We start from the raw sequence: 20,205 nt of genomic DNA on the forward strand, positions 1-20,205 counted from the left end.
GAGGGGGACGGATTCGAACCATCGAAGGCAGTGCCAGCAGATTTACAGTCTGATCCCTTTGGCCACTCGGGAACCCCTCCAGGGTATTTTTATCCTTAACTGATGTATTCCCAGCACAGCAATCAAGCATTGAATATGGTGGAGGGGGACGGATTCGAACCATCGAAGGCAGTGCCAGCAGATTTACAGTCTGATCCCTTTGGCCACTCGGGAACCCCTCCAGGGTGTTTTATCCTTAGTTGATGTTTTCCCAACACATCAATCAAGCGAGGACCGAATCATAGCAAACTCGTTAACTCTGTAAAGCCTTTTCTGGTAATTTTGAACTAAATGCTGGCTTTTTGGACAAAGAGACAAGAAATGAGTATTAATCTAGTAAATATATGTTTATTTTCTCTTATATTTCATTCTCTTAGTGTTTTTTTATTCTTGTATCTAGGCTTTGCTCGTGACTAAGAGTAACCACAATCACCCGAATTGAACATACTTTGACGATATTGAAAAGTAAAAAACGGCCCAAACTGGTTAAATAGTCGATTTTTTAGCCTAGATATCAAGGAAAGTAGACTGATTAAGTTAAAAACGAAACTTACAGTTTATTTCCCTTTCTTTACATTGCTTGACGTTTTTATAGTGGTTTAGCGATTAGACTATATGCAGCCTTTTGAATTAGAACTTAATCATGAAAAAAATAATTACTTTAAGTCTCGTTTTTCTATCTCTCTCTAGCACTGCGTCAACAGCGCTTGCTCGAAATGGCCAAATGCAGGCTATCACTGTTGTGACAGAGCAGGTCCAAACGCATGAGGTATCCCAGTCATTAACCTTAGTGGGGAAAATTGATGCAAAACAATCAGTCGTTATCTCACCTGAGGTAACTGGCCGAGTCAATAAGATTGCTATAAAAGCGAATCAGCAGGTTGAAGTAGGCCAGATGCTTATTGAACTAGACGATGACAAGGCCAAAGCCAGCATCGCCGAAGCTAGCGCTTATCTTGATGATGAATTACGTAAACTTAAAGAATTTGAGCGTTTGGTTAAAAGTAATGCGATTACTCAAACCGAAATAGATGCTCAAAAAGCAAGTGTGACAATTGCAAAGGCTCGTTTAGATGCTGCTAAGGCTGATTTGAGTGATTTACACATCAGAGCGCCTTTTTCTGGAACGGTAGGCTTAATTGATTTTAGTGTTGGAAAGTTTGTCACCGCAGGAGATGAATTAGTATCACTGGACGATTTATCGGTCATGCAACTTGATCTGCAAGTCCCTGAGCGCTATTTATCACAGATTTCAAAAGGCATGAGTGTATTAGCGACCAGCTCAGCGTGGGGGAAACAAGAGTTTAAAGGCCAGGTTGTCGGCGTTGATTCAAGAATTAATCAGGAGACGCTCAATCTAAGAGTACGAGTTCACTTTGACAATACCAACGGGCAACTTAAGCCCGGAATGTTAGTGACGGCCACTATGGCGTTTCCTGCGATCAAAGCGCCAATTATCCCAGTGCAGTCTCTTGAATACTCAGGCACTAAGCGCTTTGTTTACATAGTCGATGGGAAGGGTAAGGCTAATCGCACAGAAGTCTTTTTAGGGGCTCGAATTGGTAATCAGGTAGTGATTGAACAAGGAGTATCGATTGGCGATAAAATCGTTGTTCAAGGTATTGTCAATATGCGCGATGGTGTGACGGTTAGCGAGCTTACAGAGGTAGTTTCCAAAGAGAAACCCACACAGAAAGGGGAACTCTAATGTGGTTATCCGATGTTGCTGTTAAACGCCCTGTTGCTGCAGTGGTGTTAAGTTTGCTTTTATGTGTGTTTGGTATTGTCTCTTTTAACAAGCTCGCTGTACGTGAAATGCCCGATATTGAAAGCCCTGTTGTTTCAATTAGTACTCGATATGAAGGAGCATCTGCCACCATCATTGAAAGTCAAATCACTTCTGTGCTTGAGGATCAATTATCCGGCATCAGTGGTATTGATCAAATTGAGTCGACTACGCGCAATAGCATGTCGAGAATTATGATTACGTTTGAGCTGGGTTATGATCTGACGACAGGTGTCAGTGATGTTCGCGATGCGGTCTCCAGGGCGCAGCGCTCGTTACCTGATGAAGCCGATGATCCTATCGTTTTTAAGAACAATGGCTCCGGAGAGTCCTCTTTATATATCAATTTAAGTTCATCTGAGATGGATCGTACCCAGTTGACCGATTATGTTGATCGTGTCTTGCTAGATAGGTTTAGTCTGATATCTGGTGTCAGCTCGGTTGAGGTATCAGGCGGGTTATATAAGGTGATGTATGTCAGGCTCAAACCTGCCGAGATGGCAGGGCGCGGAGTAACCACAACGGATATTACCACTGCCCTCAATAATGAAAACATTGAGAGTCCTGGTGGAGAAGTGCGAAATGACCAAATAGTTATGTCTGTGCGAACAGCTCGCAGTTATAGCCAAGCAGAAGACTTCGAATATTTGGTGGTTAAACGAGCCAGTGACAATACGCCCATTTATCTCAAGGATGTCGCTGATGTGTTTATTGGCGCAGAAAATGAGAGTTCAACGTTTAAAAGTGATGGTGTGGTTAATGTCAGCATGGGAATTGTGCCTCAATCTGATGCTAATCCACTTGAAGTGGCAGATCGCGTCCATGAACAAGTCGAGAAAGTTCAGAAGTTTTTACCCAAGGGGACGCGCCTTGCCATTGATTATGACTCAACGGTCTTTATTGAACGCTCTATCACAGAAGTCTATAACACCTTATTTATTACTGGTGGTTTAGTCATTCTGGTTCTGTACATATTCATCGGTCAGGTGAGGGCGACTTTGATTCCTGCTGTTACCGTTCCGGTTGCGCTCATTTCATCTTTTATTGCTGCGTATTATTTTGGCTTTTCAGTGAATCTCATCACCTTGATGGCTTTGATTTTATCCATCGGCCTAGTCGTTGATGATGCCATTGTAGTGGTAGAGAACATTTTTCATCATATTGAGCGAGGAGAAAAACCACTGCTGGCGGCTTACAAGGGCACCCGAGAGGTTGGATTTGCTGTTGTCGCCACTACCTTGGTTTTAGTGATGGTCTTTCTGCCTATCTCCTTCATGGATGGTATGGTCGGTTTGCTCTTTACTGAATTCTCGGTGTTACTTGCAATGGCTGTCGTGTTCTCTTCTTTGATTGCTTTAACGCTAACGCCAGTGCTAAGTAGCCACCTGCTGAAAGCCAATGTAAAACCGAGCCGATTTAACTTGTATGTTGAATGCCTGTTCTCGCGTCTTGAAACGGGTTATCGAAAAGCCCTTTCAAAAGCTTTGAAATGGACTTGGGCTGCGCCGGTTATCATTATTGCTTGTGTTGCTGGAAGTTGGGGACTGATGCAGCAGATACCTTCACAGTTGGCGCCATCTGAGGACCGTGGTGTGGTGTTTGCTTTTGTTCGAGGAGCTGATGCGACCAGTTACAATAGGATGGCCGCAAATATGGAACGTGTCGAAGAGCGCTTGCTGCCCTTATTGGGAGAGGGTTTTCTTAAGTCATTTAGTATCCAGTCGCCTGCCTTTGGCGGAAACGCTGGCGATCAGACAGGGTTTGTGATCATGATCCTTGATGATTGGAACGATCGGGATGTCACGGCTTCACAGGCGTTGGCTGAGGTGAAAAAAGCGCTTACAGGTATTGCTGATGTGAGGATATTTCCCTTTATGCCCGGTTTTCGTGGTGGCTCAAGTGAGCCAGTCCAGTTTGTTTTAGGGGGCGCCGATTATTCAGAACTTAAAACTTGGGCTGAAAAGCTCGAACAGATCGCTGAAGCTTCTCCTATGATGGAAGGCGTGGATATTGATTACTCGGAAAGAACGCCAGAATTGGTCGTGAATGTTGATAAACAGCGCGCTGCCGAGTTGGGCATTAGTGTCGCGGATGTTTCTGACACACTTGAAATCATGCTTGGAGGCAAGAGTGAGACGACCTTTGTCGAGCGAGGTGAAGAGTATGATGTCTATTTGCGAGGTGATGAAAACAGCTTCAATAATGCTACCGATCTCAGCCAAATCTATTTAAGAACCAACTCCGGTGAATTAGTGACCTTAGATGCAGTCACTCAGATTGAAGAAGTTGCCTCATCGATTCGGTTATCCCATTACAACAAGCAAAAGTCTATCACTATAACCGCCAATTTATCTGAAGGTTATACCTTAGGTGATGCGCTGGATTATTTGGACCAGAAAGCTATTGAGATGTTGCCAGGTGATATTTCGGTAAGCTATGCGGGAGAGTCCAAAGACTATAAGGAGAACCAATCTAGTGTGCTTTTGGTGTTTGGCTTGGCTTTACTGGTTGCTTATCTTGTTTTGGCCGCTCAGTTTGAGAGTTTCATTAATCCCTTAGTTGTTATGTTTACAGTACCTATGGGTGTGTTTGGCGGCTTTATGGGTTTACTTGTGATGAGCCAAGGACTCAACATTTATAGTCAAATAGGAATGATCATGCTGATTGGTATGGTGACTAAGAATGGTATTTTAATTGTTGAATTTGCTAACCAATTACGTGATAGGGGGTTCGCATTTGAAAAGGCGATTGTTGATGCCTCTGCCCGTCGTTTACGCCCTATTATGATGACGGCCTTTACCACCTTAGCAGGGGCGGTGCCACTTATCCTTTCTAACGGCGCTGGTTATGAGAGTCGAGTAGCGGTCGGAACCGTTATCTTTTTTGGTATGGGATTTGCCACTTTGGTGACTTTGTTTGTGATCCCAGCTATGTATCGACTTATCTCGGTATCGACTCGAGCACCAGGTTATGTTGAAGCTGAGCTGAATAAGGAACTCAGCCATGATGTAAAAGCGCGGAGGTCTCATTAAATCTAGCTTAGCCCCTTTCATCAAGTGAGAGGGGCTTTCGCACTTGATTAGCTATAGTTAACCGAATAGCGAGTAGGCTTGTGATTCATCGCCAACACTATATTAAGTAAAACTGCTCCAATAACGGATAAACCTATGGTAGTCGGCGAAACGAAAAAGCATGAAGTGATAAGAATACAGAAGTCGATAGCAAGTTGACACTTACCCACTGAAATGCCGTATTTGTCTTGAATAAATAAACACAGCACATTGAACCCACCCAAGCTTGAACGGTGGCGAAATAAAATGAGCATACCTAATCCCATTAACAGCCCTCCAGCAACTGCGCAGTATACGTCATTGATGGTTTCAAGACTGATCACTAGATACAAGTGATCAGACAATACCGATACTAAGGCTCCAGAAATGATACTACTCATAGCAAATCTAGGGCCAAACCGTTGCCATGCCAGTAAATAGAAAGGACAGTTAGTCATAAAGTAAAGTGTGCCAAAAGATAGCGGGATGAATTGATTGAGCAAAAGGGCTAAACCCGTGGTACCACCAGTCAACAACTCTCCTGACTGGAGGAAAAAAATACCCTGAGCGACAAGAAATGTTCCAGTGAGGATCGCTATCCAGTCTTCTTTTGGTGAGTGTTTATCCATGATATAAAAACAAAATAATAATTAAGGGCGGCATGATAGTGAAAAAGATATTATTTCGGTAGCTTGGGTAGTAAATTTCAGGTAAACCTATGTAGATATTGTTTTACGGGCTGTATAGAGAAAAATTGACACTTTTGTTATTCATCAGTTTTTTTGGCAACATTGGGTGACACTTTGTTGTTCTGCATGAAAAGTCTTCATAAGAAAAAGTATAATTTTCTCTTTATGGCTATGATCAAATTATGTAGAATGCGCGCTATCAATGTGATGCAAACGTTTGCGTGAGCTGGTTGCGCAGATTATTAGGGTCATTCTTAGTTTTTCAGTTTAAATCTGAGTCAGGAGATACAGATGCTAAAGCGTGATATGAATATCGCAGATTATGATGCGGAACTGTTCGCAGCGATCCAAGAAGAAACTCGTCGCCAAGAAGAGCACATTGAACTTATAGCGTCAGAGAACTACACCAGTCCACGAGTGATGGAAGCTCAAGGCTCTCAACTTACCAACAAGTATGCAGAAGGCTACCCAGGCAAGCGCTATTACGGTGGTTGCGAATATGTGGATAAAGCGGAAGCTTTGGCGATTGATCGTGCGTGTGAGTTGTTTGGTTGTGCTTATGCGAATGTTCAGCCTCATTCTGGTTCACAAGCAAATAGTGCTGTTTATATGGCGTTGTTAAACCCAGGTGATACTGTGCTTGGTATGAGCTTGGCGCACGGCGGTCACTTGACTCATGGCTCACCGGTTAACTTTTCTGGTAAGCATTACAACATCATTCCTTATGGTATTGATGAAGCGGGTCAAATTAATTATGACGAAATGGAGTCGCTAGCGTTAGAGCATAAACCGAAAATGATCATTGGTGGTTTCTCAGCTTACTCACAAATTGTTGATTGGGCGCGCATGCGTGAAATCGCTGATAAGGTTGGTGCCTATTTATTCGTTGACATGGCGCATGTAGCAGGCCTGATCGCTGCTGGCGTTTATCCTACTCCAGTCCCACATGCACATGTGGTTACAACGACAACCCACAAAACGCTTGCCGGACCTCGTGGTGGTCTAATTCTTTCCAATGCCGGCGAAGAAATGTACAAGAAGCTGAATTCGGCAGTATTTCCGGGCGGGCAAGGCGGTCCATTGATGCATGTTATTGCTGGTAAGGCTGTTGCGTTTAAAGAGGCGATGGAGCCTGAGTTTAAAGCATACCAAGAGCGTGTGGTTAAAAATGCTAAAGCTATGGTTGCCCAGTTCCAAGAACGTGGTTATAAAATTGTCTCAAACGGCACTGAAAACCACCTTTTCTTAGTTGATTTAATAGATAAAGACATTACCGGTAAAGAAGCGGATGCTGCTCTAGGTTCAGCTAATATTACGGTGAACAAAAACTCGGTACCTAACGATCCTCGCAGCCCATTTGTTACATCTGGGATACGTATTGGCTCGCCAGCAATCACACGTCGTGGATTTACAGAGGAAGATGCGAAAGAACTAGCTAACTGGATGTGTGATGTACTAGATAATATTGATAATCAGGATGTTATCTCAGCGACTAAAGCAAAGGTTCTTGAAATCTGTCAGCGCTTACCTGTGTATGCATAATGCTCCAGTAACTTGAAAACTAAAAAGGGGGGTACATGGTATCCCCCTTTTTGTACATTAGTCTCTACTTGGAAATACTTAGGAGTGTGCCTGATTTACACTTGAACGAGTAGTACTTGCGGCTTTCACTGAACTTTCCTAGACCTTCACCGTGACAATAATCGATATTAATATCACGCATGGTTTCCAGAGTGTCTTCACTGGTTAGAGCAAACTTAGAGCCATCTGCACAAACAATACGTACACGGCCGTCGTCACTTACAGAATATAATTCAACTTCAGTATTACATAGTTCAAAAGAAGCTTCACGAAAGTTATCTTGTTGAGTATTTGATGCACAACCTGCTGTCACTGCAGTGATCGCTAGAGCAATAAAACCTAGTCTTTTCATAATCATCCCTTGGAATAAAAACAGTTTTAGTATTATTAGGGCTAAGCCTATAGAAGAGTGTTGTTTCATTCAAGAAATGAACAATAAAAAGGGCTAATTGGTTCAATTAGCCCTTTTTATTTATATTTAAAATTGGACTTTAGCCAACTTCTATCCCTTGAGCTTGCAAATCGGCATGGTAAGAGGAGCGAACAAAAGGCCCACAAGCGGCGTGGGTGAATCCAAGGTCCAGTGCAATTTCTTTTAACTCATCGAACTCGGATGGCGGTACATAGCGCTCAACAGGAAGATGGTGACGACTTGGCGCTAGATATTGACCTAGAGTCAACATAGTGACACCGTGAGCTCGAAGATCTTTCAACACTTCGATAATTTCTTCTTTTGTTTCGCCAAGCCCCATCATAAGCCCTGATTTAGTGGGAACATCAGGGTGCTGCTGTTTAAATTTCTGCAGTAGCTGTAGAGACCATTTGTAGTTTGCTCCAGGGCGAGCTTTACGATAAAGGCGAGGAGCCGTCTCTAGGTTATGGTTGAAGACATCTGGAGGATTGTCTTTCATCAATTCGAGAGCAACATCCATTCGACCTCTGAAGTCGGGCACCAAAGTTTCAATTTTGATATTTGGGTTCTTTGCACGGATCTCACGGTTACAGTCAGCAAAATGTTTGGCGCCGCCATCACGAAGATCATCGCGGTCTACAGAGGTAATAACTACGTATTTGAGTTTCATGTCTGAGATGGTCTGGGCCAGTTTTTGAGGCTCATCAACTTCAGGGGCAACAGGGCGACCATGTGCGACATCACAGAATGGGCAGCGACGAGTACAAATAGCACCAAGGATCATAAAAGTAGCGGTTCCATGGTTAAAGCACTCAGCTAAGTTAGGGCAAGATGCTTCTTCACACACAGAATGAAGATTGTTCTTACGCATTGCTGATTTGATCTCTTGAATGCGTTGACTGTCAGCAGGTAGCTTGATTTTCATCCAGTCAGGTTTTCGCAGAATTTCTTTTTGCTCAGTGGGCATATTCTTGACTGGAATTAGTGCCATCTTATCAGCGTCGCGATACTTAACGCCTTTTTCCATTTGGATTGGTTTACTCATGCTTTATACTTCTCTTTGCTTCTCAACGCGTAGGAGAGGCTTCTGTGCTGAATTCAACTTGCTCATAATCAAGCAAAGTGACAAGTTCTTCGACTAGTGTCGTCTCAACTTGGGCAAGATCTGTTGGTCCACCAAGCTGGCTCATTTGAACCATTTCCATACCCGCATAGCCGCATGGATTAATACGCAAAAAGGGCGACAGATCCATATTCACGTTGAGAGCTAAACCGTGAAATGAACAGCCTTTGCGAATTCTAAGGCCCAAGGAGCAGATCTTTTTACCATCAACATAGACACCTGGTGCATCTGGTCGTGCTGCCGACTCTATATTGTAATATTTTAGTGTTTTTATCACGAGTGTCTCAATTGTTGTGACAAGATCGCGTACACCGAGTTTTTTACGACGAAGGTTAATCAGGAAGTAAGCCACTAGTTGACCTGGCCCATGGTAGGTAACTTGCCCACCTCTATCGCTTTGTACGACGGGGATTTCACCAGTATTGATTAAGTGCTCTGCTTTGCCAGCTTGACCTTGAGTAAAAACAGGGTTGTGTTCAACAAGCCAAACTTCGTCACAGGTTTCCTCTGTTCGAGAATCTGTAAACTCATGCATGGCTCGCCAAATCGGTTCATAGTCCTGTCGGCCCAAGTGCTTTACAACAAGCTGGTTGTACATTCCTAATCCTATCGTCAGTTAATCAGGTTTACGGAGTATAAACTGGTTCGGTTCATGTAACTATATGTAAGTAAGATATTTTTAACCCTCTGAAAAGTAGAAGATTTATATCTATCTGATATATATAAATAAAGCAGCCTTGTGGCTGCTTTTAAATTTATTTGATTAAATCAAATAAATTTACAAAACCATACGAACGATATCAATCTCACCGAGCTCTTTGTAGAGAGTTTCCACTTGTTCAATAGATGTTGCTGTAATCGTAATAGAAACAGAGTGGTAGTTCCCTTTAGCGCTTGGTTTGACACTCGGGCTGTAGTCACCTGGAGCATGTCGTTGTATGACTTCAAGTACTTTCTCTGGCAACTCAGGCTTAGCATAGCCCATGACTTTGTAAGTAAAAGAACATGGGAATTCAAGCAGATCTTTTAGTTTTGCATCTGAGTTAATAGTCAACATTTTGAAACTCCAAATTGGATGTCATTTAGCCAGCGCGAAATAGTACTGCTATTCAACTTAAATCTCAACAGGCCATAAAACAAAGAAAGCCGCTTTGTGCGGCTTTCAAGTTATGGAAGCTGGGAAGATCAAAACATGCTCTTGAACAACATGACGATATAATCCCAAAGACGACTGAATAAGCTGCCTTGTTCTACGTCTTCGAGAGCAAGGAGTGGGTACTCAGCGACATCTTCGCCTTCTAGTTGATAGTATAGCTTACCGACAACATCGCCCTTCTTAATTGGTGCTTCGAGCTCTTTTTCTAACACGAAACTGGCCTGAAGATTTTTAGCCTGACCTCGAGGAAGGGTTACATAGGTGTCTTGATCAAGGCCAAGCGCAACTGTATCTTTATCACCCATCCAGACTTTTTCTTCGACAAAAGTTTCACCAGATTTGTGTGGTGCAACCGTCTCAAAGAAGCGGAAACCATAGCTTAGTAGCTTTTTACTCTCAGACTTACGTGCATTGGCATTTTTAGTTCCCATGACCACAGCGACCAAACGCATTTGTCCTTCGGTGGCTGAACTCACCAAACTGTACCCGGCATTACTTGTGTGGCCAGTTTTAATACCGTCTACATTCATGCTCTTATCCCACAATAAACCGTTGCGGTTATATTGGGTAATGCCGTTATAGGTGTACTTTTTCTCTGAATAAATACGGTATTCATCCGGAACATCACGAATCAAAGCTTGGCCCAATAGTGCCATATCGTAAGGCGTTGAGTATAGATTCGGGTTATCTAATCCATGTACGTTAGCAAAATGAGTATCCTTCATTCCTAGGCTGTCTGCCCACGCATTCATCAAATCAACAAACGCATCTTCTGATCCCGCAATGTGCTCGGCCATGGCAACGCAGGCATCATTTCCAGATTGCACAATAATGCCACGGTTTAAGTCTTTCACTTTGACTGTGGTGCCGACTTCAATGAACATTTTCGATGAATCAGGGAAGTTTTTTGCCCATGCATTTTTGCTTATGGTGACATCGTCATCGGGTGAGATGTTTCCGCGCTCTAATTCTTGGCCAATGACATAACTTGTCATCATTTTGGTTAAGCTTGCAGGTGATAATTTGGTATTCATCTCATGCTCTGCGAGTATTTTACCTGAATGGTAATCCATCAGAACATAGCCTTTAGCAGCAATTTGAGGAGCATCAGGTACGACGATAGGTGCCGCGAAAGAAGATGATGCGAATGTTGCAGAAAGCGCAATAGAAGAAGCAAAAACGGATTTGATTAGCGTTGTTTTTTTCATATTGACTACAGGTTTTAATTAACTGTCCATATCTTAACAGAAACAATCTCTCAAGCCAGTGTAAGACATGCCTCACACTGGTTTGAGGACTACAAGGATTTTATAAAGGCGCTTGAATAGCCCATGAGTTTAACTTGTTCTAACGTTTTTTGCGTCAGCATATAGTCATCAAATGGACCCAAAAAGACACGATGGATATTATTGTCTGAATTGACGTAACTCTTTACTGAAAGGTTTTGACTCAAATCTTTAGCTAAAGTTCGCACTCTGTCTTGGTGTTTTGATGAAGCGACTTGCACAACAAATTTAGGTATCGATTTTTGCTTGTGTTGAGCCGTGGGTTTTTCTACTGAAATAACTTCTAGTTTTATATTAGCGGTCCCTGTGCGAATGACGTCAAGCTTAGTTGCAGCTGCATAGCTAAGGTCGATAACGCGTCCCGGGTGGAAAGGCCCTCTATCGTTAACTCTAACAATTGCTGTTTTCCCGTTGTCTTTGTTGGTCACTTTGACATAACTTGGAATGGGTAAAGTCTTATGAGCGGCTGACATCGAGTACATGTCATAGACCTCGCCATTAGACGTGAGATGACCGTGAAACTTTTTTCCATACCATGAAGCAATCCCCTCTTGAGTAAAGCCTTGAGGTTCCTTAATGATGGAGTAGTGTTGACCTCTTAGGGTATAGTCACGATTTCCGCCTACGCTATATGGTTCGTATTGAGGGTGTGCATCTTCAATATGGTCAACCGAAATAGGGGCGTTTGGCGCAAGATCATCTTCTATTGAATAGCGTTGTGACGGAGAAGAAGAGCAGCCAGCCAAAAAAATGGTAATAGCGCAAAGTATACCGATCAGGACATTTTTAAAAATCATTTATGTTGCCTTAGAGAAAGCTTTCCTATGAGTGTGTATAGACATTAATATGCCAAAGCCTGCCATCAGGGTAACCATGGAGGTTCCACCGTAGCTAATAAGTGGTAAGGGTACTCCGACTACAGGTAGGATACCACTAACCATCCCTATATTAACAAAAACATAAACAAAGAAGCTTAAAACTATACTACCAGCCATCATCCGGCCAAAAGCTGTTTGCGCTTTACTGGCTAAAACCAGACCTCGACCAATGATAAACAAATACAAGCTGAGTAAGATCAAAATCCCGATTAATCCCCACTCTTCGGCAATAACAGCAAAAATAAAGTCAGTATGTCTTTCTGGTAGAAACTCTAATTGAGATTGGGTACCTTGTAGCCACCCCTTGCCTGATATCCCTCCAGAGCCTATTGCGATCTTACTCTGAATAATATGGTATCCAGCTCCCAGAGGGTCTGATTCAGGATTAAAGAGTGTTCGGACCCTGACTTTTTGATACTCCCTCATCAGAAAAAACCACAGGACAGGCAAAAATGCCCCAAGGCTACAAACCGCAGCGAAGATAATTTTCCAACTGATGCCTGCTAGGAAGATAACGAATATACCAGAAGCGGCGATCAGTATTGAAGTCCCCAAGTCTGGCTGTTTAGCAATAAGAATGGTCGGAACACAGACCATTACTAGCGACAGTACTAAGGTTTGAAAGTTTGGTGGTAATGAGCGCTTACCAATAAATCGTGCCACCATTAGAGGAACGGCGAGTTTTAAAAGCTCCGAGGGCTGGAATCGCACGAACCCAAGATTTAGCCAGCGCTGAGCACCTTTAGAGGCTTCGCCAAAGAACAGTACCCCAAGTAGCAGTAGAACACCGACTGTAAACATGAGTGGGGCAAGAGTCTCGTAGGTACGAGGTGGTATTTGAGCAAGCAAAACCATAATGCCTAGTGATAGAGCCATACGCATAGCTTGCCGGTCCATCATGCCAAGGTTTTGACCACTTGCACTATACATGACGACAAGACCGAAGCCCATGAGGACTAAAATTCCGAGTAAAAGGGGGAGATCGAGATGGAAGCGCTCAAATAGAGCTCGATTCTGTCCTGTGGATGGATCAAAATCCATGATTATTTTGCCTCTTCTTTTTCTTTGACTAACACTTTATCAAAGACTTTTCTTACTAGAGGGCCACCTTGTGATGAGCCTCCTCCAGCATTTTCTAGTACAACAGTGACCACCAATTTGGGTGAGTTAAGCGGTGCAAAACCAGTAAATAGAGCGTGGTCACGTAAGTGCTCAGCAATTTCGTCAGCATTGTATTCTTCATCTTCACCAAGACCAAATACTTGAGCAGTACCGGACTTTCCGGCACTGACATACGCTGTGTTATAAAATGCTCGACGAGCGGTGCCTTTTTTCCCATGATTAACTAGGCGCATCCCTTCAATCGCTAAATCCCAAAAACGGTTTTTAACTCCTGTAATGGGTGGGTAGGTTTCTACTTCGGTTAATATTTGATCTTCGAATGGTTGACCGTTATCTACGGTGCCTCTTAGCAAATGAGGAGGCATGACCTTACCTCGATTAATCAATACTGAGGTCGCTTTTGCGATTTGCATTGGCGTCGCAGTCCAATATCCTTGCCCTATGCCAACAGGTATGGTGTCCCCTTGGTACCAAGGTACTCGATGTCGCGCTATTTTCCACTCCTTGGTTGGCATGTTAGCTTTGCTTTCTTCATAGATATCAATGCCCGTTTTATCTCCAAAGCCAAACATCATCATCCAGTTTGAGATGCGGTCAATGCCCATATCATAGGCGATTTGATAAAAAAAAGTGTCGACGGATTCTTCAATTGATTTGACTATGTTGACTTTCCCATGCCCCCAGCGTAACCAATCTCTAAAAGGCTTGGTTTTAGAGTTGGGGATTTTCCAGTAGCCCGGATCGTTACGTGTGGTATAAGGAGTGATCACGCCTTCTTCAAGTGCTGCTACGGCCATTAAAGGCTTGATAGTGGATGCTGGCGGATAAATTCCTAAAGTGGCTCTATTCACTAAGGGGCGATTTTTGTCTTTAAGTAAAGCATTATAGGCTTTGGTAGAGATTCCATGTACAAAGGCATTCGGGTCATAACTAGGGCTGGAAACCATAGCTAAAACACCGTTATCATTGGGATCAAGTACAACCACACTACCTCTGCGTTCAGAGAGCAACTGGTGGATATAAAGCTGAAGGTCAATATCTAAATTAAGTACAACATCTTTCCCTGGTGCTGGCGGAATATATTTGAGTGTGCGAATAATACGGCCGCGACTGTTGACTTCTACTTCTTGGTATCCAGCGGTGCCATGTAATAAGTCTTCGTAGTATCGCTCGATTCCGAGTTTGCCTATATCTCGTGTAGCTTGGTAATTACCTTCTTTACCTTCCCGAGTCAGTCTGTTCATGTCTTTGTCGTTGATCCGAGACACATAACCAATGACATGGGTAAGTACTTCACCGTAGGGGTAATGTCTTTTGAGGTTTGCATTGACTGTAACCCCAGGAAATTTGTGTTGATTGACAGAAAACTTGGCGACTTGGTCTTGGGTCAATTGTGTCAGAATCGGCACAGACTTAAATCGACGTGCATGACGTCGCTCTCGCTCAAAGCTTTCAACTTGTTCTGGAGTAATGTCGAGATATTTTCTTAGTCCTTCAATTGTCCCAGACATATCTTTAATTTTTTCTGGGATAATTTCCAAACTGAAAACGGGGCGGTTTTCCGCTAGTAATTTACCATTGCGATCGTAAATTAATCCGCGATTGGGGGCGATAGGAACAATTTTAATCCGATTGTCGTTGGAGCGAGTTTTGTAATCTTGATATTGATTGATTTGGATATTGTAGAGGTTGGCAATTAAGAGGCCAACCATAGTGATGATTCCAATGAAAGCGATGATAGCACGACTTTTAAATAGTTTTGCTTCTGCTTGGTAGTCTCTAAACCGGGTGCGCTTTCGTAACATTGGCTACTTATTCTCGGTGATATGGGTGATTGGCGGTTATGCTCCAGGCTCTGTATAGGCTTTCTGCCATAACTATTCTTACTAACGGATGTGGCAGTGTTAGTGCAGACAGCGACCAACTTTGGTCGGCGGCAGCTTTGCAGGCAGGAGCAAGCCCTTCTGGTCCACCGATGAGGATAGAGACGTCTCGTCCATCCAACTTCCAACTCTCTAGCTGCTGAGCCAATTGTGGTGTGTCCCACTTTTTACCGGGAATATCTAGTGTAATAATTCGATTGCCTTTCGGTACTGAAGCTAGCATAGCTTCACCCTCTTTTTGCAAAATTCTTGCAATATCAGCATTCTTTCCCCGTTTTCCTGCAGGAATTTCTACTAGCTCCAATGGCATATCATGAGGAAAACGACGTTTATATTCTAAAAAGCCATCTTCAACCCATTTGGGCATTTTAGTACCAACTGCAATCAGTTGTAGCTTCATTTTTAGCCCCAAAGCTTTTCAAGTTGATAAAGCTCACGCTTTTCCTCTTGCATGACATGCACTATCGTACTGCCCATATCGAGCACCACCCATTCGCCTTCGACATCACCATTAACGCCAAGTGGTTCAATACCTGCACTCTTTGATTCTTTCGCAACGTGTTCCGCTATTGAGTTTACATGACGTTTTGAAGTTCCAGTACAAATAATCATGTAGTCGGTAATCGATGACTTCCCTTTTACATTTAAGGTCTGTATTTGTTGCGCTTTCATATCATCGGCTTTATCGACCAGAAAACTATTTAGTTCTTCAAGTTGCAAGATGTTTTCCTCTTTGTATTGTTCAATCAAAGCGGGGAAGTATATCACGCTTTTTATAACTCAACCTGTGGAAGGCATATCTCAGCACTTAATTGGTGTAATAGTGGCCAACAGGATGTCTCATATTGAGTTTTAGAGATTATTTCTGCTTTGGCAATTAACTGAATTAATCGCATTATTTTATTTTTTGATAGCCGATTTAAGGCGCTTGAATACAAAGGTCGTTTCGATTGCCAAATTTTGTGAGATTCGAATATGGCACCTAGTGGTTGAAGTGACATTTTACTATGCATAGTCATTAGCAACGTCATCTCTTTTTGAATGGTTCTCAGAAGTATCGTTGGCTCAATATCTTCCGCTTGTAATTGGAGAAGGATCCGCTGGCTACGTTTCGCTTTGCCCATAAGTAGAGCATCAGCCCACTGGAAAGCGTTATAGTGGTTACTTCGGCTCAGAGACTCTTCCAATCTGACTAAGTTTAGTTGTCCATCAGGGTAGATAAGAGCTAGCTTTTCTAAGCTTTGTACTAATGCAAACAGATTACCTTCATGCCACTGAGCTAGCAGCTGGATAGCTTCGGCGTCAGGCTGCAGTTTCATTTTTCTACAGCGTGCCTGCACGAATTGCGGCAGTCTGCTGATGTCAGGAGAAACGCAGTTGACCCAGCACCCCTTGGTCAACAATGCTTTAAACCATTTGGCATTTTCTTGTGCCTTGGTCAGCTTACTGCCGATGAGGACCAAAACGATATCATTATGTAGAATCTCAATCAGGTTTAATAACCCATTAGAAATACCTGTATTTACGCCACTTTCAGGTAACTCTAACTCAATTAATTGGCGTGATGAGAACAAGCTCATGCTTTGACAGCACTGATAGAGTGTCTCCCAATCGAAGCTTGAATCAATAGCAAATCGGTGGCGCTCTTCAAAGCCTTGATGATAAGCCACTTCTTGGATTGAGCGACGTGACTCTTGTAACAGCAGAGGCTCATTGCCAAACAGTAGATAAACGGACTGAAGCTGTTTACTCAGTTGCTCGGTAAGCCTCTCAGCGAAAAGACGCATAATGTGATTACTCTGTGCTTTCTATCTCTTGAGAGTTTTTATTAGCTTGTTCATCAAAGGAGTCAAGCTCTTTTTGTGTCAGTATATGTCCTGCTTTGATATCAGTACGCAAACGAGCCATTTGGCGAATAATCTGGTCAGTAGCAAATTGGCGCATTTCGTCTTCGATCATGTCTCTTTCAACCGATTTTGCTAAAGCGGTTAATGGGTTTTCTAAGTAACTGCGGCTTACGCTAGTCGAGAAGGTTTTATCGCCTACATCAGGGATAGTGACTCGATAGGATGCTGTAAAAGTGAGTTCTTTTTCTGCCGCAGTTGTATTTTGGTAAAGGGATAAGTTCCTCTCTCCTAAGCCTTCGCTAATGATATGCAGGTTGGGAACATTTTCTGATGGCGGAACGACATTGACTTCATTAACGCGTAGTTGTGATTTCATCATGCGCGTGAAAGTACTGTACTGATCGTAGCTGGTGAGTGACAGTGTCCCAAGTTCTTCTGGGATTGAATAATCTCCCCTAAGGTGAAAGCCACAGGCTGACAATAAACTTGCGCTAAGGATAACGCTGACAATTTTTATAAAAGATACTGGAGCTAGGCGCATTGATGAAACTTTCTCAGTTAGTGGAATACTTATCTTAATCTACTCAGTGAATACATTAAGATAAGTAAAGCAGAGCAAGGTATTTACTCTGCTTAAATTTAAGCTTGTGGTTAATTTGCTACTATGTTCAATAGTTTACCTGGAACATAAATCACTTTACGTATGGTATTGCCTTGTGTGAACTTAGTAACATTTTCATCGCTAAGAGCAAGCTTCTCGATATCTTCTTTCGCTATGTCTGCGGGTACTGTGAGTTTCGCACGCAGCTTACCATTTACCTGAACGATAATAAGTTTTTCGTCTTCAACTAATGCCTTATCATCGTATTTTGGCCAAACAGCATTATCAATGTCTGATTCACCTAAAGCGGTCCACAGTTCGAATGAAATGTGTGGAGTGATAGGGTAAAGCATAACAACAACCGCTTTAAGAGCCTCATCAAGAATAGCGCGATCTTGCTCTGCTTCTTGAGGTGCTTTTGCTAGTTTATTCATCAGCTCCATGATAGCCGCAATTGCTGTATTGAAGGTTTGACGGCGAGCAATATCATCTGTGACTTTAGCAATCGTTTTATGTACATCACGGCGCAGAGACTTTTGGTCTCCAGATAGAGCCTGCGTATCAAGAGGTTGAGAGTGTCCTTGTGACGCATGCTCATTGACCAGCTTCCAGATACGTTTTAAGAAGCGGTTTGCACCTTCTACTCCAGACTCTTGCCATTCTAACGTCATATCTGCAGGAGATGCGAACATCATAAACAAGCGCACTGTATCTGCACCGTATTTATCGACCATTTCCTGTGGGTCTATACCGTTGTTCTTTGACTTAGACATTTTGATCATGCCTGAGTGCTCAACCTCACGACCCTCGTTGTCTTTTGCAGAGATAATGCGGCCTTTACCATCACGCTCAACTTTTACATCCGTTGGAGCAACCCATTCTGTGCCGCCTTTCTCGTTCTCATAAGAGAAAGCATCAGCTAATACCATTCCCTGACATAGTAGTCGTTTGAATGGTTCGTCGGACGTTACGTAGCCTGCATCACGCAGCAGTTTGTGGAAGAAGCGAGAGTAAAGTAGGTGCATACAAGCGTGTTCGATACCACCGATGTATTGGTCGACTGGCAGCCAGTAGTTTGCTTTGTCTGAGTCTAAAATATCATCCGCTTGTGGTGAGCAGTATCGTGCATAGTACCAAGAAGACTCCATGAAAGTATCAAAGGTATCCGTTTCTCTCAGCGCTGGCTGACCATTGAAAGTGGTCTTGGCCCACTCTTTATCTGCTTTGATTGGGCTTGTTACACCATCCATAACCACATCTTCAGGCAGAATAACCGGTAATTGCTCTGCAGGTACAGGATGGACTTCACCATTTTCTGTGGTGACCATCGGAATTGGCGCGCCCCAGTAGCGTTGACGTGATACGCCCCAGTCACGTAGACGGAAATTAACTGTCTTTGTCCCTTTTCCTTGCGATTCTAGTTTAGCGGCGATGGCATTAAATGCCGCTTTGAATTCAAGACCATCGAACTCACCTGAATCGAACAGTACGCCTTTCTCAGTGTACGCTTCTTCTGAGATATTTAGTTCGCTGCCGTCAGCAGGTTTGATGACAGGAATAATATCTAAGCCATATTTAGTTGCGAACTCATAGTCACGTTGGTCGTGTGCAGGTACTGCCATTACAGCGCCTGTGCCGTAGTCCATCAGTACAAAGTTAGCGACGTAAACTGGAACTTCACGGCCGTTCAATGGATGGATAGCAGTAAGGCCAGTCGCCATACCTTTCTTTTCCATTGTTGCCATCTCAGCTTCTGCTACTTTGTTGTTCTTGCACTCTTCGATGAAATCGGCTAACTCAGGGTTTGTTTTAGCGGCTTCTGCAGCCAGAGGATGGCCTGCAGCAATACCAACATAGGTCACCCCCATCAGCGTATCTGGGCGAGTGGTGTAGACTTCTAGATCTGCTTGACCTTTGACTTCAAACTTAAGCTCTACACCTTCTGATCGACCAATCCAGTTACGTTGCATGGTTTTAACCATTTCTGGCCAGCCATCTAAATTATCTAGATCATCGATCAGTTCCTGTGCGTACTCAGTGATCTTGATGAACCATTGAGGGATCTCTTTTTGCTCAACGATTGCGCCCGAACGCCAGCCGCGCCCGTCCACAACTTGTTCGTTTGCAAGAACCGTCTGGTCTACTGGATCCCAGTTAACTGTTGACATTTTCTTGTAAACTAGGCCTTTTTCGTAAAGCTTAGTGAAAAACTCTTGCTCCCAACGGTAGTACTCTGGTGTACAAGTAGCGAACTCGCGACTCCAGTCGTAGCCAAAGCCCAGCAGCTTTAACTGGTTCTTCATGTACTCGATATTTTCATACGTCCAAGGTGCAGGTGCAGTGTTATTTTTTACCGCTGCATTTTCTGCTGGAAGACCGAAAGCATCCCAACCAATTGGCTGCATGACGTTTTTGCCTTGCAAGCGCTGGAAGCGAGAGACCACATCACCGATAGTGTAGTTCCGTACGTGGCCCATATGCAGTCGACCGCTTGGGTATGGGAACATAGAGAGACAGTAGAATTTTTCTTTGTTTGGGTTTTCGCTTACAACAAAGGTTTTGTTGTCATCCCAGTGCTTTTGAACTTTTTGTTCAATGTCTTGTGGATTGTATTGCTCTTGCATCGATGATATCCGGTTATCTTGGAAATTGTGAGTTCAGTTAGAACAGACATAAATAGATCGTCATAGAATACCTAAAGGAGAGGAGCACAACAATAGCTTACTCTGTTCAATTGTTAGAAGGAGGCCTC

17 protein-coding genes and 1 tRNA gene are annotated in these 20,205 nt (G+C 43.2%); 3 read left to right on the forward strand and 15 right to left on the reverse strand.

The annotated features are described in order from the left end of the window. Positions 1–136: 136 nt before the first annotated feature. Positions 137–221, reverse strand: a tRNA-Tyr gene (locus MHN79_RS16890). Positions 222–682: 461 nt separating this feature from the next. Here MHN79_RS16890 and MHN79_RS16895 point away from each other — a divergent pair. Together MHN79_RS16895 and vexH are read left to right on the forward strand one after the other, a co-directional pair. Further along, positions 683–1,747 (forward strand): efflux RND transporter periplasmic adaptor subunit, encoded by a 1,065-nt coding sequence (locus tag MHN79_RS16895; RefSeq protein WP_239173848.1) that lies wholly within the window; start codon positions 683–685, stop codon positions 1,745–1,747. Further along, positions 1,747–4,857: a vibriobactin export RND transporter permease subunit VexH gene (gene vexH, locus MHN79_RS16900; protein WP_239173849.1), complete on the forward strand. Its 3,111-nt coding sequence runs from the start codon at positions 1,747–1,749 to the stop codon at positions 4,855–4,857. The genes MHN79_RS16895 and vexH overlap by 1 nt, the downstream gene beginning before the upstream one ends. Positions 4,858–4,904: 47 nt before the next feature. On the opposite strand, the gene MHN79_RS16905 is transcribed toward vexH, so the two are convergent. Next, positions 4,905–5,504, reverse strand: coding sequence for a YitT family protein (locus MHN79_RS16905; protein WP_239173850.1), 600 nt, complete (start codon positions 5,502–5,504; stop codon positions 4,905–4,907). Between the two features lie 351 nt (positions 5,505–5,855). Between MHN79_RS16905 and glyA the strand changes: the two genes are divergently transcribed. Beyond that, positions 5,856–7,106, forward strand: a complete 1,251-nt coding sequence (glyA, locus tag MHN79_RS16910; RefSeq protein WP_239173851.1) for a serine hydroxymethyltransferase — start codon at positions 5,856–5,858, stop codon at positions 7,104–7,106. A 64-nt stretch (positions 7,107–7,170) separates the two neighbouring features. Here glyA and MHN79_RS16915 read toward each other — a convergent pair whose 3' ends face one another. The 13 genes from MHN79_RS16915 to leuS all read right to left on the reverse strand — a co-directional run bounded on the left by MHN79_RS16915 (position 7,171) and on the right by leuS (position 20,077). Continuing rightward, complete coding sequence (locus MHN79_RS16915; protein ID WP_114786544.1) at positions 7,171–7,497, reverse strand: hypothetical protein; 327 nt, start codon at positions 7,495–7,497, stop codon at positions 7,171–7,173. 139 nt (positions 7,498–7,636) lie between these two features. After that, complete coding sequence (lipA, locus tag MHN79_RS16920) at positions 7,637–8,602, reverse strand: lipoyl synthase (RefSeq protein ID WP_160926135.1); 966 nt, start codon at positions 8,600–8,602, stop codon at positions 7,637–7,639. A gap of 22 nt (positions 8,603–8,624) precedes the next feature. Then, positions 8,625–9,278 (reverse strand): lipoyl(octanoyl) transferase LipB, encoded by a 654-nt coding sequence (gene lipB, locus MHN79_RS16925; protein ID WP_160926136.1) that lies wholly within the window; start codon positions 9,276–9,278, stop codon positions 8,625–8,627. Between the two features lie 180 nt (positions 9,279–9,458). After that, positions 9,459–9,737, reverse strand: a complete 279-nt coding sequence (gene ybeD, locus MHN79_RS16930; protein WP_114786547.1) for a DUF493 family protein YbeD — start codon at positions 9,735–9,737, stop codon at positions 9,459–9,461. 128 nt (positions 9,738–9,865) lie between these two features. Next, positions 9,866–11,044, reverse strand: coding sequence for a serine hydrolase (locus tag MHN79_RS16935; RefSeq protein ID WP_114786548.1), 1,179 nt, complete (start codon positions 11,042–11,044; stop codon positions 9,866–9,868). Positions 11,045–11,133: 89 nt separating this feature from the next. After that, complete coding sequence (locus MHN79_RS16940; protein ID WP_160926138.1) at positions 11,134–11,919, reverse strand: septal ring lytic transglycosylase RlpA family protein; 786 nt, start codon at positions 11,917–11,919, stop codon at positions 11,134–11,136. After that, complete coding sequence (gene rodA / locus MHN79_RS16945; protein WP_239173852.1) at positions 11,920–13,041, reverse strand: rod shape-determining protein RodA; 1,122 nt, start codon at positions 13,039–13,041, stop codon at positions 11,920–11,922. A gap of 2 nt (positions 13,042–13,043) precedes the next feature. Next, positions 13,044–14,927, reverse strand: coding sequence for a penicillin-binding protein 2 (gene mrdA, locus MHN79_RS16950; RefSeq protein ID WP_239173853.1), 1,884 nt, complete (start codon positions 14,925–14,927; stop codon positions 13,044–13,046). Positions 14,928–14,934: 7 nt separating this feature from the next. Then, positions 14,935–15,405 (reverse strand): 23S rRNA (pseudouridine(1915)-N(3))-methyltransferase RlmH, encoded by a 471-nt coding sequence (rlmH, locus tag MHN79_RS16955; RefSeq protein WP_239173854.1) that lies wholly within the window; start codon positions 15,403–15,405, stop codon positions 14,935–14,937. Positions 15,406–15,407: 2 nt separating this feature from the next. Beyond that, the gene (rsfS, locus tag MHN79_RS16960) at positions 15,408–15,725 is read right to left on the reverse strand and encodes a ribosome silencing factor (RefSeq protein WP_239173855.1); all 318 of its coding nucleotides are present in this window, start codon (positions 15,723–15,725) and stop codon (positions 15,408–15,410) included. A gap of 53 nt (positions 15,726–15,778) precedes the next feature. Then, complete coding sequence (gene holA / locus MHN79_RS16965) at positions 15,779–16,792, reverse strand: DNA polymerase III subunit delta (protein WP_239173856.1); 1,014 nt, start codon at positions 16,790–16,792, stop codon at positions 15,779–15,781. Positions 16,793–16,799: 7 nt separating this feature from the next. After that, positions 16,800–17,393, reverse strand: coding sequence for an LPS assembly lipoprotein LptE (lptE, locus tag MHN79_RS16970; protein WP_239173857.1), 594 nt, complete (start codon positions 17,391–17,393; stop codon positions 16,800–16,802). Positions 17,394–17,503: 110 nt separating this feature from the next. After that, complete coding sequence (leuS, locus tag MHN79_RS16975; RefSeq protein WP_239173858.1) at positions 17,504–20,077, reverse strand: leucine--tRNA ligase; 2,574 nt, start codon at positions 20,075–20,077, stop codon at positions 17,504–17,506. Positions 20,078–20,205 lie beyond the last annotated feature (128 nt).

This window comes from Vibrio sp. Of14-4 (assembly GCF_022347625.1).
Classification (GTDB): domain Bacteria; phylum Pseudomonadota; class Gammaproteobacteria; order Enterobacterales; family Vibrionaceae; genus Vibrio; species Vibrio pristinus.